The organism is Sphingomonas sp., assembly GCF_040398505.1.
GTDB lineage: Bacteria > Pseudomonadota > Alphaproteobacteria > Sphingomonadales > Sphingomonadaceae > Sphingomonas.
The window spans coordinates 1-15,146 of the sequence record NZ_JBBATX010000021.1 but is presented as its reverse complement, the minus strand read 5'-3'; the positions used below and the strand labels follow the sequence as shown (position 1 = coordinate 15,146).

General features: G+C 62.5%; 13 protein-coding genes and 1 pseudogene. 6 read left to right on the top strand and 8 right to left on the bottom strand.

Translation table 11 applies throughout. From position 1 onward, the window contains the following. Positions 1–5 precede the first annotated feature (5 nt). From ABWP09_RS04750 to ABWP09_RS04740, 3 genes are all read left to right on the top strand, one after another. Positions 6–536: an LbetaH domain-containing protein gene (locus ABWP09_RS04750; RefSeq protein WP_353204012.1), complete on the top strand. Its 531-nt coding sequence runs from the start codon at positions 6–8 to the stop codon at positions 534–536. A gap of 76 nt (positions 537–612) precedes the next feature. After that, positions 613–1,440, top strand: a complete 828-nt coding sequence (locus ABWP09_RS04745; RefSeq protein WP_353204011.1) for a glycosyltransferase family 2 protein — start codon at positions 613–615, stop codon at positions 1,438–1,440. Between the two features lie 23 nt (positions 1,441–1,463). Beyond that, positions 1,464–2,537 (top strand): acyltransferase family protein, encoded by a 1,074-nt coding sequence (locus tag ABWP09_RS04740; RefSeq protein WP_353204010.1) that lies wholly within the window; start codon positions 1,464–1,466, stop codon positions 2,535–2,537. Positions 2,538–2,540: 3 nt separating this feature from the next. Here the strand turns inward: ABWP09_RS04740 and ABWP09_RS04735 are convergent, their stop codons facing one another. From ABWP09_RS04735 to ABWP09_RS04715, 5 genes are all read right to left on the bottom strand, one after another. Then, a complete protein-coding gene (locus ABWP09_RS04735; protein ID WP_353204009.1) occupies positions 2,541–3,956 on the bottom strand; it encodes an O-antigen ligase family protein in 1,416 nt (471 codons plus the stop codon). After that, entirely contained in the window at positions 3,956–5,155 is a 1,200-nt protein-coding gene (locus ABWP09_RS04730) for a hypothetical protein (protein ID WP_353204008.1), read from the bottom strand. Before ABWP09_RS04730 ends, ABWP09_RS04735 begins: the two co-directional genes overlap by 1 nt. A gap of 20 nt (positions 5,156–5,175) precedes the next feature. Beyond that, a complete protein-coding gene (locus ABWP09_RS04725) occupies positions 5,176–7,428 on the bottom strand; it encodes a GumC family protein (RefSeq protein ID WP_353204007.1) in 2,253 nt (750 codons plus the stop codon). Between the two features lie 51 nt (positions 7,429–7,479). Continuing rightward, positions 7,480–8,169 carry a polysaccharide biosynthesis/export family protein gene (locus ABWP09_RS04720; protein ID WP_353204006.1) on the bottom strand — a complete coding sequence of 230 codons (690 nt, stop codon included), beginning with the start codon at positions 8,167–8,169 and terminating at the stop codon, positions 7,480–7,482. Between the two features lie 209 nt (positions 8,170–8,378). Then, the gene (locus ABWP09_RS04715; RefSeq protein ID WP_353204005.1) at positions 8,379–9,695 is read right to left on the bottom strand and encodes a sugar transferase; all 1,317 of its coding nucleotides are present in this window, start codon (positions 9,693–9,695) and stop codon (positions 8,379–8,381) included. Between the two features lie 274 nt (positions 9,696–9,969). Here ABWP09_RS04715 and ABWP09_RS04710 point away from each other — a divergent pair, with 274 nt between their 5' ends. The 3 genes from ABWP09_RS04710 (at position 9,970) to ABWP09_RS04700 (ending at position 12,617) form a co-directional block, all read left to right on the top strand. After that, entirely contained in the window at positions 9,970–11,205 is a 1,236-nt protein-coding gene (locus ABWP09_RS04710) for a glycosyltransferase family 4 protein (RefSeq protein WP_353204004.1), read from the top strand. 43 nt (positions 11,206–11,248) lie between these two features. Then, positions 11,249–12,004: a metallophosphoesterase gene (locus tag ABWP09_RS04705; RefSeq protein ID WP_353204003.1), complete on the top strand. Its 756-nt coding sequence runs from the start codon at positions 11,249–11,251 to the stop codon at positions 12,002–12,004. A 172-nt stretch (positions 12,005–12,176) separates the two neighbouring features. Next, a complete protein-coding gene (locus ABWP09_RS04700; protein WP_353204002.1) occupies positions 12,177–12,617 on the top strand; it encodes a hypothetical protein in 441 nt (146 codons plus the stop codon). Between the two features lie 247 nt (positions 12,618–12,864). Here the strand turns inward: ABWP09_RS04700 and rfbB are convergent, their stop codons facing one another. The 3 genes and pseudogenes from rfbB to ABWP09_RS04685 form a co-directional block, all read right to left on the bottom strand. Continuing rightward, a complete protein-coding gene (rfbB, locus tag ABWP09_RS04695; RefSeq protein WP_353204001.1) occupies positions 12,865–13,845 on the bottom strand; it encodes a dTDP-glucose 4,6-dehydratase in 981 nt (326 codons plus the stop codon). Between the two features lie 82 nt (positions 13,846–13,927). Next, positions 13,928–14,809, bottom strand: coding sequence for a glucose-1-phosphate thymidylyltransferase RfbA (gene rfbA, locus ABWP09_RS04690; protein WP_353204000.1), 882 nt, complete (start codon positions 14,807–14,809; stop codon positions 13,928–13,930). Between the two features lie 89 nt (positions 14,810–14,898). Continuing rightward, positions 14,899–15,146: pseudogene (locus tag ABWP09_RS04685) on the bottom strand (hypothetical protein); the annotation flags it as partial.

Here is a 15,146-nt window from a genome sequence, read left to right as displayed (position 1 = left end):
AACGCATGACGCCACCCAGTTTCGCCAACAAGCTGCGCCGCGCTGTGTGGCAGCTCGTCTGGCTGCTGCTCTATCGTCCGACGCCGAATCAGCTCCATATCTGGCGCCGCATCGTGTTGCGCGCGTTCGGGGCGAAGGTCGGCGCGGCGGCGCACCCTTATCCGTCCGCGCGGATCTGGGCACCGTGGAACCTGACGATGGAAGCCGAGAGCTGCCTCGGCAACGAATCCGATTGCTACAATGTGGCACCCATCGTGCTGCACCGGCGCGCGATCGTCAGCCAGAAAGCCTATCTGTGCACCGCGAGCCACGATATCAGCGGCGGCGGCTTCGCCTTGACCGGCGCGCCGATCGAGATCGAAGCCTATGCCTGGGTCGCGGCAGCCGCCTTTATCGGCCCCGGCGTGACGGTCGGTGCGGGCGCGGTGGTCGCGGCCTGTGCGGTGGTGACCAAGGACGTGGCTGCGGGCGCGGTGGTGGCGGGCAATCCCGCCAGAGCGATCGGTCAGAGCGGATTGAACGAGGTGCCAGCGTGAGAATCTTGGTGACCGGGGGTGCCGGCTATATCGGTCGCCGCGACGGCCCCGTCCGCTTCGCCGGAACCTATGCCCCATGAGCACCTTGCCCGTTACCGTTGTCGTGCCGACCCGGAACGAAGCGACGAATCTACCGCAGTGCCTGTCGCGGCTCGGCGGCTTTGCACAGATTTGGGTCGTCGATTCGGGCAGCACCGACGGAACGCAGCAGATCGCGCGCGAGCACGGCGCGCGCGTGATCGATTTTGACTGGCCGGGCGGTTATCCCAAGAAACGTAACTGGGTATTGCTCAACGAGGTTTTCGAGACGCCGTGGGTGCTGTTCCTTGACGGCGACGAACAGGTGCCGCCCGACTTTGTGCACGAGCTGGCAGGCGCACTCGAGAACACCGATAAAGTGGGGTTCTGGTTGAACTACACCACGCATTTCATGGGGAAGGTGCTGAAGCACGGCTTGCCGCAGCGCAAGCTCGCCTTGTTTCGTGTCGACGCCGGACTGTACGAGCGGATCGAGGATCCTGGCTGGAGCAAGCTCGACATGGAAGTGCACGAGCATCCGCAGCTCGACGGCCCGGTCGGCGAGATCACCGCGCGGATCGATCATCTCGATTTTCGCGGGATCGAGCATTTCATCGCGCGCCATAACAGCTATTCGACGTGGGAAGTGCATCGCCGCGCGCAGCTGATGGCGGACGGCGACGGTGCCTGGGCGCGGCTGACCAAGCGGCAGAAGACCAAATATCGCGCACTCGACCGCTGGTGGTTCGCGCCCGCCTATTTCCTCGGCACGTACATCGCAAAAGGCGGGTTTCTGGACGGAGCGGCGGGGTTGCACTACGCCCTGCTGAAATTCGCCTATTTCCACGACATCAAGCTGAAGATCGACGAGCGTCGCGGACAATAGGTTAAGAGCGAAGGGGCATTTTTTTGGACGAGGCGACATCGCACCGCGTGAAGCTGTTGCGCTTCCCGCTGATCCTGCTGGTGCTCTATATCCATTGCTATCTGGCACCGGTGCGGCTGGGCAGCAGCACGGTCGCGGTGGCGCCTGCAATGTGGCTGATCACGTTGCAGGCGGCATGGTCGAACGGGTTCGCGCGCACCGCGGTTCCGCTCTTCTTCCTGATGTCCGGCTATCTGTATTTCGTCGGGTTTGATGGCAGTTTCGCCGCCTATCGGACCAAGACAGTGCGCCGGATCGGCACCTTGCTCATCCCGCTGCTGTTCTGGAACCTGCTGATCATCGCGCTGTTCGCCCTTGGCCAGAGTCTTCCGGCGACCGCCGGATATTTCAACGCCGACAATGGCCCAATGCTCGCTTTGACGCCGTTCGGCTTTGTCGACACGCTGATCGGGATCACGCACTTCCCGCTCGCCTACCAATTCTGGTTCATCCGCGATTTGATGGTGATCGCAGTGTTTGCGCTGCCACTGCACTGGCTGCTGAAACGGACGGGGCCGACGATACCCACCCTGTTGCTGGTCTGGTGGCTGTTCCATCCGCTCCACATGCCGTTTCTCACGGTACCCTCGCTCGAAGCGACAACGTACTTCACGATCGGCGCATGGCTGGCGATGACTGCACGCCCGATGTTCCCGCCGGTCGTGTGGCTGCGCTGGCTCGCACCGCTTTATCTCACGCTTCTGGCGAGTGACGTCGCAATCCGGACGTTTACGGGGCGGCAGCCACTGTTCAGCATCACGATCCTGGTCGGGATCGTCTTCGTCCTCGCGCTGACTGGGCTGGTTCGCGCTGGAAGCCGTATGTCGCGTGCACTCGCGACCTTGTCGCTCGCGAGCTTCTTCGTCTTTGCCGCGCACGAACCGCTGATGACGCTGTGCCGCAAGCTCATCTATCGCGCCCTGCCCGCGTCGCAAGCGACCATCTTCACGGCCTATGCTCTGCTGCCCCTGGTGCTCGCGGGTGCGCTGACGCTGGTATATTTCGGGCTGCGCCGGATCGTGCCGCGCTTTACGGCCATCATCAGCGGCGGACGATAACGCTCACGCCGAGAGGTGCCGTCCCGGCTGCGCCGCGACGGGTGCTTCGTCGGTCGAGCGGCCCGCCGGATCGCGCGCGAGCAGCGCGAGGCACAGGCCGAACAGCGTCGCGATCGCGCCGGTGCGCAGCGGATAATCGACCAGACTGTGCAGCAAAATGATCAGCGCGGCGATCGACGCCCCTTGTGCCAGCGGATCGCGCCGCTCGACCAGCCAGACCGACGCAACCCGCGCGACAAACCAGATCAGGAAGGCAAGCAGCAACAGCACCCCCGGAATCCCGCTTTCGAGCACGAATTCGAGCAAATCGTTATGCGCGTGATTGGCGAAAATAGCGTTCACCTGCTCCGGATCCTCGAACAGGTGAAACAGTTGCGGGAAGCTGCCGAACCCAGCCCCGGCCGTCCCGAATGCGCCGATCGCGTGCGCGGTCACGCGCCACATCTCGGTGCGGCTGAGATCGCCGCCACCGACATCGGTCGTCGTCAGGTCGCCAATGCCGCTGTTGAGCGCGGCCGCCGCAACCACGATCAGCACGACGACCACTCCCCCGAGAAACCCCAGCCGCCAGACGCGTGGCAGACCCGGCAGCACGATCACCGCGCTCCCCACCAGCGCGAGCAGCGCCAGCCCCACGCCCGCGACCGACTTGGTCATTGTCACGCCGAGCAACCCCAGCAGCACGATGCCAAGCAGCACCGCCGAGGCGAATAGGCGCGATGCACCTTGCGCGCCGTCGGATCCGCTGCGCCAGCGCGCGACAAGCCCGGCGGCGAGCGGTAGCGTCAAACACATCAACGTCGCAAAATGGTTGGAGTTGGCAAAGAAGCCCACCGCGCTGCTGTCATTGGTGAAGGCGTAGAAATAGAGGTGCGCATTGCCCGCAACTTGCGCGACACCAAGCAGCACCGACAGCACCATCAAGATCAACAGCGCAAGCACCGCCGCCCGCGCGACCGGACGCCGGAACGCCCCGATCATCACGATCATCGCGACCGGGGCAAGCAGCGACAGCCCGGATTGGACGGTCTTTTCAGGCGCGAGCGAAAGCGGCATCCACGGCAAAGGCAGACCAAGCGCGGTCAGCCCTTCGACGACATGCTGCCGCCCGGGCAAGGCGCACCACAGCGCTGGCGGCAAGGGGATCAGCTGGGCGACGAACAGCGCGCCGAACAGCGTGGCCAGAATCAGCAAGTGCCGTTCGCCGGAGCTGCGCGGCGCCGGGTTAGGCTGGGCGAAGGTCGCGGCGATCGCGATGACCGCAGCGACTTGCAGCACGGCGTTCGCCGTCATCCCGGCGACGCTCGAGCCGCCAAGCGCGACGGCGACGGCCATAAACCCGCCGACCGCTAGCGCTTGCCACAAGGCGGATCCCGTCAGATCGAGCGACGGGATAATCGATTCGGGCTGATTGCGCATTATTTGACCGTCTCGATGGCGACCGAGCGGATCGCGCCCGACAAATGCTTGGCGAAATCGGCGGAATTGACCCGTAGCGACAAGGTCTGTGCAGCGCATCCCGCCGCGACCTCGAACGGTGCGCCCGCCACGCGCTTCGCGCTGCCATCGAGCGGCACGGGAAGGTCGTTCAACGGCGTGTTCCCCCCAACGCAGACCAGGGTCCAGGTGAGCGGTGCGGTGCCGTTTTCGTTCGAAACCGGCTGGAATGTGGCCTGTGTCACCAAGCGGTACCGACCCGGCTGGAGCAGAACCATTTGCGACGCCAGAACCGAACCGTCGCTGCCCGAATAATCGATCGACAAGCCGCTTGCGGGGACGATCGCCGTCGTGCCGCCGGTCCCGTTCGCCAATTCCCACGAGAAGGGCGGCAACGCTGCTGCGCCTTTGAAATCGCCGTCGAATACATGGCCGACCGCCGCTTGCGATGCGGCCGGCAACCACTGCACCCAGGCGAGATACGCGCGTTCATAATCCCGTTGCGTAATCATCTGCGCCAGGAACGCGCGGCGATCATCCGGTGTACCGGGCGGCGGCGCGACGTTCGTCACCGGCGCATGTTTGCCCGCCGATTCGAGCATCTCGAACACGATCGCGCGGTCCACCGTGGAGCCGCTCAACGCGGTGAGATACACATCGCGCCAACTGGCACCGCGGGCGATTTCAGCCTTGATCTCCTTGCGGGCCGCAGGGTCGGCACTGATTTGCGCGATCGCCGACCAGATCGGCCCGGCCTCGGCACTCAGCACGGCAAGCCGGATCAGCGCGTGCGTCGTTGGGCCGACGTCATTGGCTTGCGCCCGGTCGGTAACGCGCCACGCCCAGGCCGGGCGCAACCGCGGGTCGCGCTGCAACGCGAGGGCGTTGAGCGCGCGCGCAGTCTGTACCGCGCTCGGGGCTCGTGTCGCCGCAGCGATGTAATAGGGCAAGGCGACCAAAGGCTGCCGCGTCGCAACGTGGCTGGCAAATGCGAGATCGGCGTCAGACGGTCGACGATGCGAAACCGCGATCGTGTCGGCGATCGCCGCGAGCCGCGGTTCGACCGGCTCGATGCCGATCGTGCGACCGAGCCTGGTCGCCGCCGGTCGCGCCTGTTCGGTCGAGACGGTGACGATCCCGATGAACACCACCGCACCGACAAGCGCGCAACTTCGACGCACCCATAGGCTCCGTGCAGCCGTCATTCTTTCTCGATCGAAATCTGGCGCTGCGCCCCCGCCTCGACGCTTTTGATCTGCTTTTGACCGTAGCTGTAGCCATAGCCATAGCCGTAGCCATAGCCGTAGCTCGCGCCCTTCAGATCAAATTTGGTAATTACGCCGCCAACGACGCGCGCGCCCGCCTGCTCAAGCCGGGCCAGCGCGCGAAGGGCGGCTGGGCGACGAATGCGACCGGCCTGCACGACGAAGATCGACGCATCGACCACCGACGCCAGGATCGGCGCATCGGCCAGCCCCATCACCGGCGGCGAATCGAAGATCACGATGTCGAAAATGCCCTCCGCTTCGGCCAGCACTTCGCGCAGCCGCATGCCGCCGAGCAATTCGACCGGGTTTGGGGGAATCGGCCCGCTCGGCAAGAGAAACAGGTTCGGGACGGAAGTTTGCGTGATGTGCTTACGCAAATCATCGGTCGAGGCGAGCAGTGACGACAGGCCCGCACCCTCCGCGCCCGTCGGCACGGAAAAGGATGGCTTACGCATATCCGCATCGATCAGCAGAACCGATTCACCAAGCCGGGCGAAACCTCGCGCAATCGCAAAGCAGCTGCTCGATTTGCCTTCGGCCGCCTGCGAACTGGTCACAAGCAGCGATTTTGGCGCGCCGCCCGCGGTCGTGAACTTGATCGCGGTGCGCGTCGACAAATACGCTTCCGATTGTGCCGAGCTCGGATCGTCTAGCGCCTCGAGCATGGTCATGCCCTTGGCGACCGACGGCACCACACCCAACAAGGTGAGATGGAGCCGGTTGCGCACATCATCCGGATTCTTGATCGTGTCGTCGATGAACTCGATCGCGAAGGCGACACCTGCGCCGATCATGAACCCGATCAGCAGCGAGACGAGTAAATTGTTACGCAAATTGGGTGCGAACGGCCCGCCTGGCACCAGCGCACGATCGACGATCGAAACCTGGCTCGCCCCAACGCCGCCCGCGACGCTGACTTGCTTGAAGCGCTGCAACAGCCCGTCATATAGCGACCGGTTGGTGTCCACTTCGCGCGACAAGATATTATACTGAATCTGGCGGTTGCGCAGATCGAGCACGCCGCTCGTCAATTGCGCGACGCGCGCGCGCAATTGCTGCTCGCGCCCCAGCGCGGCGCGGTATTCTCCGGCATAGCTATTGGTCACCGAGCCAGTAATTTCCCCTTCGGCGCGTGCGATCTGCCGATTGAGTTCGCGCATTCTCGTTTTTATCGCGACCATTTCGGGGTAATCGGGTTTGAATGTCCCGAGTTTTTCCTGAAAATCGACCTGGAGCTTGGCGCGCTCGCTCTTCAGACCGCTTACAGCCGAACTGGTCATCGCGGCGGATTGGCCAGCCGACGTACCTTCGCTTCGATACTTCTGTTCCGCCGCGATGCGTTCGGCCTGCGCCGTCGCCAATGCGCCGTTGAGCGAGGTCAGCGTGCTGCCTTCGAGCGATTCACCGCCGTCTTTGCCGCCGCCTTGATCCGCGCCACCACCGACCATGACAATCTTTTCGCGGCCGGCATATTCAACCACATCGCGCTCCGATTTTTCGAGCGCAGCCTTGGTCTGGGTCAGGCGCTGTTCGAGAAATTTGCGCGCGAAGGCCGAAGATTCATACTTTCGCTCAAGATTTGAGGCGATGTAATTATCTGCCACCGCGTTAGCGACATTCGCCGCCAAGGCTGGGTCGTCGCTTTCGTACGTAATGTTGATGAGGCGGCTGCCGGTCACGACGTCGATTCGCAGGCCACCGGCGATCGCGCCAGTGGCAGCTGCGATCTGAGCAGCGGGGTTGCCCGCATTGGGTGCGAACTTGGCGCGCGATGCGCCGTCCAAACTCCGCGCGACGCGCTCAGAAAGATCGCGGCTGCGCAACAGGCCAATTTGCGTACCCATGAACTGTGGGTCGCGCATCACCTGTGATTCGCCCCCAGTACCATCCTTACCCGGCCCCAAATTGATTTCTTGTAACGCCAACTCGACTTGGGCTGTCGCCCGATAGCGCTTGCTGGTCAGCATGGTCGAGACAATGCCGATGATCAGTGCAGCACCAACGATGCCCGCGATCAGCCAACGCCATTTGCCGAGAACGCGGAGCGCTTCGCGCGTCGTGATCTGATTGGTGCTCTCCGCGCTGGCTTCTGCCGCGCCGAAGAGGTTCCCGGCGATCGCATGCTGCAGACCGCGCGATTGTCCGCCCGCCCCCGCAGCAATAATCTCGTTGGTTTCCTTGTTCATCAGCTATGGTCGCCTAACAAAATCGTGCCGGAGCAGCGCGGTGCGCGTGCGTCAGAAAGGACGGAAAATCGAGACGAGTGGAATTGTCTGCAGCACATTCTTCAACGCCGCCTTGGAAGCCGATCCCTCGACCACGATAATGTCATTGCCGAAGATTTCCGGATCCGCTGCCTTGCCGCGGCGGATGTCGGTCAGATCGAACGCCGCCGCCTGACGTTGTCCCGCGATCGTACGGAACACCGCGACCTTGCGGGAATTGGCGTCGGTGGTGGTACCCTTGGCCAGCGCGATCGCCTGGAGCAGCGTGGTCGACCCGGCAATCGAATAAATGCCCGGCCCATTGACCGACCCATCAACCGTGATCCGTTGGCTCGATGAGGATTTCAGCGCCACACGAACTTCTGGGTTTTGCAAATATTTGGCGCTCAATCGCCCCGAGATCTCGCTCGCAAGCTGATCGGTGGTCTTGCCGATCGCCGGCATCTTCCCGATCAGCGGCATCGTGATGTCCCCACTCGGGTCGATCACCGCATCACCCGACAAGTCCGGTACACGCATCACCGCAATAGTCAGCGTGTCGCCGGGGCCAGTGCGATACGCGTTTTCGGCGGCGATCGCGGCGATCGGGTCGGGTGCGTTGAACTTTGTGACGCCGTACGGAATAGTTCCACCGCGAGAATCGGCGCAGCCACCCAACGTGAGCAATGCCGCCAGGCCCAGCGCCCCGAGCGCAAGCAGCATGCGATACGGCGAGGCCATCGGCACGGACGGCGATCGATTCGCAGCTTTTGCGTGAGCGGTCAAAGTGGTCTCCATAAATCAGGTGGCGGCATGGCCCTTTGCCCAATTTGGGCTTTAGCATCGGAGGCGTCGAAATCAACCCGACAGCACCACTCGCATTGATACAACATTGGCAGAAAGATTTTTAATAAGTGATCTTCAAATAAACTCTATTTCGCTCCCGAACCGGTTATGACAGTTCGAACAGTTCGGAATAGAATTAAGGTATCGAGCCATGCCGACAAATATTTTATGTAATAGAAATCGTAACAAAGTTTGTAATGAACATCATGTATTTCAGCCACATGGCCTTGGTTGACTTGCGCCCATCCGGTAATTCCTGGTTTCACGACGTGGCGATAGCTGTAAAAGGAGATTTCGCTTTGATACCATCCCGATAGCGCCATTGCCTCGGGCCGTGGCCCGATCCAACTCATCTCGCCGCGCAGAATATTGAGAATCTGCGGAATTTCATCGATGCGCGTGCGGCGCAGGATTCGCCCGACCCGCGTAATGCGATCATCGTCGCTTTGCGTTATCGCGGCGCGGCGCGCATCATCCTTGGTGCCGGATGCCGTCACCGGACGCATCGTCCGAAATTTGTAGACCTGAAACGGGTGGCCGCGAAACCCCATTCGCAGCTGGCGAAACAGCACCGGCCCCGGTGAATCAAGCCGAATCGCCAGCGCGATCAACAGCAGCACCGGCGCGAACAGCGGCAACGCGACCAATGCGACCAGCAGATCGATCCCCTGCTTGACCTTGCCATACCCGTCGTTGGGATTGAGCGAACCAAGGCTGTTTTCGGAAATATGCTCGATCTCGACCTGGCCGGTGATCGATTCGAGCAACTGCTTGCAATGGTAGACCGGCACGCCGGCGAGCGCAGCCTGTGCCAGCAAGCGCTCCCATCCATCGCCGATCTCGGCGCGCAGATCGACAACAATGCCCGCGCCGGGCACCTCGGGTAGGACAGGATCGCGCAGATACACCCACTCGACGTGCGGAACGCCATGCAGCCGGGACATGTCGCCGCAGGGCACGACGTGGAACAAATACGCGGTGTACCGCTGACTTAAATAGCAAATTACAAAAAAGGTTGTCACCGCCAGCACAAAGCTCGTTGCGACCACCGACACGATATATTCGAGCCGAAAGATAAGCAGCGCGGCCGTGACGACGCCGTAAGACATGAAAAAAGACGGCAACACGTGTTCATAGGACCGCACGCCGGGAAAGTTGCACAATCGCCGGAACAGCGAGACACCAAGAAATAGCCCCACAAACGAGGCTATGAGCGAATTTCGGCTATTGCCATATTCCAGAATCGTTCGACTGAAATAGTCAAAGTCACGCGAATCGAACAGGCCGCGGACCGCCGATGGCAAAACCACCGCAACCAGCAATCCTATCAGAATCTGATAGCGATAGCGCTGCACTGCGGCACGCCGCTGCCCATCCCTGTTTTGCAATCGCGCTTGCAGCATTGCAAAATCCCTTGGTCCGTCCGCAGATCGCGACTGTTCCTTAGCGTGCAGGACCGGTGCGGTCCAGATGCCCGAATCCGACGCCGCACTGCAGCATTGCGTTTCACACGTTGCGCGCCTTACCACCAGGATTAACCAAAACAAGGTCCTAGCGGTCGGTCCGCCAACCGCGCATCGTCCGTCCTGCGCCATGATGCGCAAGGAAGCGGTTGATCAGATCAATCCCATCGTGCTTTGGCCGAACGAATGCCTCTGACCGAGAACGCGCCCTGCGATGTTTGCCCCGATCATCTTCCTCAACCGTTTCTACGCGCCCGATCATTCGGCGACGGCGCAGATGCTGACCGATCTTGCGGTCGATCTGGCGGCGCAGGGGCGCGACGTCACGGTGATCGCAAGTCGCGCGTTATATGGTCAGGACCGAGGAGTCTTGCCGCCCCGGGAAACGATTGCGGGGGTGAAGATTTATCGCGTGACGACCCCGCGCAATCGGCGCGGCATGACCGGGCGGATTGCGGCATATTTTCTTTATCTGCTGCTTGCGCCGATCACCGCCGCAAGGATCGCGCGGCGCGGCAGCGTTCTGGTGGTGAAGACCGATCCGCCGCTGCTTTCCGTGCCGCTCGCAATCGTCGCACGGCTGCGCGGTGCCGTGCTGATCCCGTGGTTGCAGGACCTCTACCCGGAAGTCGCGGTCGCTTATGGGATCGGCATTGCGCATGGCCCGGTCGGGCGGCTGTTGACGGGGCTGCGCGACCGGTCGCTGCGTCAGGCGGCCCGGATCGTAGCGATCGGCCAATTAATGGCCGACCGCGTCGCGCGAATCGGGATCGCGCGCGATCACATCGCGGTGATCCCCAATTGGTCGAACGATTCCGACATCGTCCCGCTTGTTGGACATTCGCCCGAGCTCCGTACGGCTTGGGCGATTCCGCGCGATGCCTTCGTCCTCGCTTATTCGGGCAACCTTGGCCGCGCGCATGAGTACGACACATTGCTCGGTGCAGCGACCGCGTTGCGCGCGCGCGCCGACATCGTCTTTTTGTTCGTTGGCGGCGGCCATATGTCGGAGCAGCTTGCCGCACGGGTCGCTGCGCTCGGGCTGACCAATTTTCGGTTCGTTCCCTATCAACCGCGCGAGAAATTGTCGGAATCGCTGGCGACCGGGGATGCACACTGGATTTCGTTGCGTCCCGCTTTCGAGGGGCTAATCGTGCCGAGCAAGGTGTTCGGCGTCTGCGCTGCAGGGCGCGCCGTGATCGCGGTATGTGCGCCCGACGGCGAGCTGGCGCGCCTGATCGTTCCCGCTGGCGCCGGCGTCGCGGTTGCGCCGGGCGATTCTGCCGCTCTGGCCGACGCGATCGTCGCCCTGGCTGACGACCGTACGCGGACCGCGGCGATGGGACGCGCCGCACGCACGCTGCTGGACAGCGGCTATACCCGCGCGCACGCGCTGGCACGCTGGCTGCACTTGCTCGATGCCGTCAGCGGGGATACCGCAGCGCGATAAGCGCAAGTGCGCCCGGCCGTTGCCGGACGATTTGGAAACGACCGTGGGACTGTTCAGAAAAACACCGAAACCCGCCCCGCCGCCCAGTGGCCCACCGGGGGCCCGCGTCTATGCGATCGGCGACGTTCATGGGCGACTCGATCTGCTGCGCGATTTGCTCGAACAGATCGATGCCGACAGTCAGGCACGACCGTGTGCGCGCGAATTCGTCGTGTTTCTGGGTGATTTGATCGACCGGGGCCCGGAGTCGCGCGGCGTGCTGCAGCTGCTTCAGTCGATCCGCGCGAATTTGCCCAACCCGGTGTTCGTGATGGGCAATCATGAGGAGATGTTGCTGCGCGTGCTGGGCGACGACCCCGAGCGCGTGTGGGACTGGATGAGTTTTGGCGGGTATGAATTCGCGCAAAGCTACGGTGTCGAGGTAGGACGCCTTGCAACGCTTTCGGCGTCGGCTGCCGCCGCCGAAATCCGCGCGGCGATGCCGCCGTCCGACCTCAGCTTCGTCGAATCGTTCATCGATAGCTTTCGCTTCGGCGATTATCTGTTTGTCCACGCCGGCATCCGCCCCGGCACCCCACTCGAACAGCAGAAAATCGCCGATTTGCGCTGGATTCGCGAAGGCTTTCTGGACAGCACCGCCGTCCATCCGTTCGTCGTGGTTCACGGCCACACGATCACCGATGGCCCCGACGAGCAGCCAAATCGGATCGGAATCGATACCGGTGCTTATGCCACTGGCGTCCTCACCGCGGTGTGCCTCGAGGGGACCGCCCGCAAGTATCTGACGGCTGTGCGCTAGGACCTTTTCCCCAATGCCCCACGCCTTGCGTGCAACCAAAAACAGGGTGTGGCGTTTCGGCATCTCACTCAGGTTTTTTGTGCAAGCGCGAACGATTTGAGGGTAGACAAAAACACCGCTCGTGGGTACACCCATCACCGAGCACCGCCAAACGGGTTCAAGGGAGACTGAAATGAAATTTTCGCGGGTAACCGCCGCCATGGTTATGGTGAGCCTTTCGGCACCGCTGTTTGCGGCTTCCGAGCAATCCGTCGGCACGCTGACCGCAGCCTCGCAGGGTACTGTTGTGGCACGTGACGGCAAGCTTCTTACAGCGCGCGCTGGCCAGTCGCTTTTCGTTGGCGATCGGGTCATCACCCGCGGTTCGTCGGCTAAGGTCGCAATGCAAGGCTGCAACGTCTCGCTCAAGCCAACGTCGATCCTGTCGGTCGGAACGTCGGCTTGCGCAGCACCGCAGTCGTTCACCGCAGCGCAGGACGACACGTCCGGTGCCGGCGAAGGCGGCGGCATTGGTTCGAACGGTTACATCATCGGCGGCCTCGCAGTTCTTGCGGTTGCTGGCGGCGTTGTTGCAGCAACCAGCAACAGCAGCACCAAGGCAGTTAGCCCCTAGTCTTCGGGCTTCTGGCAAACAAAGTTTAAAGAGGGGTCGGACGCAAGTTCGGCCCCTTTTTCTTGTCGCGCGAACTGGGAAAGCTCGTCGGTGATCGGGTTGATAGAAATCGGCTGTTCGTTTCGCGCCAAGTCGCAAAACCGAGCGGGCGAGCCCACCACGGCTTCTCACCTTCGCGCGAAGCGGACGGCATAGGTTATGGGTCCGAGAGCGCTAATACCGTCTCGATCAAGCGTCAGCCCAACGCTCACCCGGCCAGCGGGACGGCGATCGGTTGCGCAGCGCGGTCAGCCAGATACCAGTCAATCGTCGCCGCCAATCCCGCAGCAAAGCCAATCTCCGCGCGCCACCCGAGATCGTGCTCGATTCGCGTCGGATCGATCGCATAGCGGCGATCATGGCCGGGTCGGTCGGTAACAAAGTTGATCAGCGAGCGGCGACGTTTGCCGTTTGCGAGCGGCATTTTCACGTCGAGCAGATCGCAGATCATCGCGACCACGGCGATGTTGCTATGCTCGGCCCGTCCGCCAATAACATAAGTTTCACCAACCGCACCGCGCGTCATGACCGCGTCCAGCGCACGCGCATGATCCTCGACATGCAACCAGTCGCGCACATTCTCGCCCGTGCCGTACACCGGCAAGCTCAGCCCCGCCGCCGCGCGCGTGATTGTCAGCGGGATCAGCTTTTCGGGGAATTGATGCGGGCCGTAATTGTTACTGCAGTTCGACAGCACGACCGGCAGCCCGAACGTGTGATGCCACGCGCGAACGAGATGATCGGACGCCGCTTTCGACGCCGAGTAAGGCGATGACGGGCAATACGGTGATTGCTCGTCAAATTTGGACGAATCGAAGGGTAGGTCGCCGAACACTTCATCGGTCGAGATGTGGTGGAACCGAAATCGCTCTTTGGCCGCACCGTCGAGGCCGCGCCAGTGGTCGAGTGCGACTTCGAGCAAGTGAAAAGTGCCGGTAATATTGGTTTCAATGAACACCGCCGGTCCATCGATCGAGCGATCGACATGGCTCTCCGCCGCCAAGTGCATCACTGCATCGACACGTTCCTCGGCGAGCAACCGCGCAACCAACGCACGGTCGGCAATGTCTCCCTGGACGAAGCGATAATGCGGTGACCCGGCGATCTCGGCGAGCGCCGACAGTGAACCGGCATAGGTCAGCTTGTCGAGGTTGATGACGGCGTCCCGCCGCCAACGAGGGGACGGCACACCGCCGAACCGATGAACCCGGCCCCGCCAGTCACCAAGACGCAGCGTTCGGGCTTCGCCGCATCAAGCGATACGACCGCGCTCATGCCGCCGCCTTGGCGCAAGTGCGCAGATACCGCGCATAGTCGGTCGTGCCCATAATATCGGCGCGCGCCGTCACTTGCCCGGCATTCAGCCAGCCGAGATCAAGCGCGATCTCTTCCGGACATGCAATCTTGATCCCCTGCCGCCGCTCAATCGTGCGTACGAACGACGACGCGTCGTGCAGCGAATCGTGCGTGCCGGTGTCGAGCCACGCATAACCGCGCCCGAGCCGCCCGACCGATAGCGCATCGCGCGCCATATAGGCCTTGAGAACATCGACGATTTCAACCTCGCCGCGCGCCGAGGGGGTAAGGCCGCGCGCGATCTCGACCACGCTCGCGTCACAGAAATACAGGCCGGTCACCGCCCAGTTCGATTGCGGCGCGAGGGGCTTTTCCTCAATTCCGGTCGCCAGCCCGCTCTCCGGATCGAACGACACCACGCCGTACCGTTCGGGATCATCGACCTGATAGGCGAACACGGTCGCCCCGCCCTGCTCTGCCGCCAGCGCCGCCGCGCGGCACTTCGCGCCGAGACCGTCGCCATGATAGATGTTGTCGCCCAAGATCAGCGCGCACGCCTCGCCGTCGAGAAAGTCGGCACCCAAGAGGAAGGCCTGCGGCAAGCCGCCGGGCTCGGGCTGTTCTATGTAGGACAGCGCAATCCCGAACGCCGAGCCATCGCCGAGCAGCAACTGAAACATCGGCAAGTCGCGCGGCGTGGAAATGATCAGGATATCGCGAATGCCCGCGAGCATCAGCACCGACAGCGGGTAATAGATCATCGGCTTGTCGAACACCGGCAGCAATTGCTTCGACAGCGCGAGCGTCGCCGGATACAGCCGCGTCCCCGCGCCACCGGCCAGAATGATACCCTTCATGCGTTTTCGAACCCGTTTTCGTGGACGAGCACGGGTCTAACGCGAATTGGTTAAGGCTCTCTCGCAGGCGCTTTCATGGAACGGCGATGCTATTGCTCGCGCTTGGCGAGGAAGCGGCGAAACAGCGGCCAGGTCAGCGCGATCACCACAGGCCACAGCATCGTCAGCACAAAATCATGGATGCTATCGGGGAGCGCGCTTTCGTGGTTGGGGCGAATGCCAAGCGACCGCATATCGTAGATATCGTTGATCGCCTCGATCACCGCGACGACGAGCAGCGGACGCCAGTTCCACGGCGGGCGTCGCAGCAGCAACGCCACGACGATCAGGATCGCCA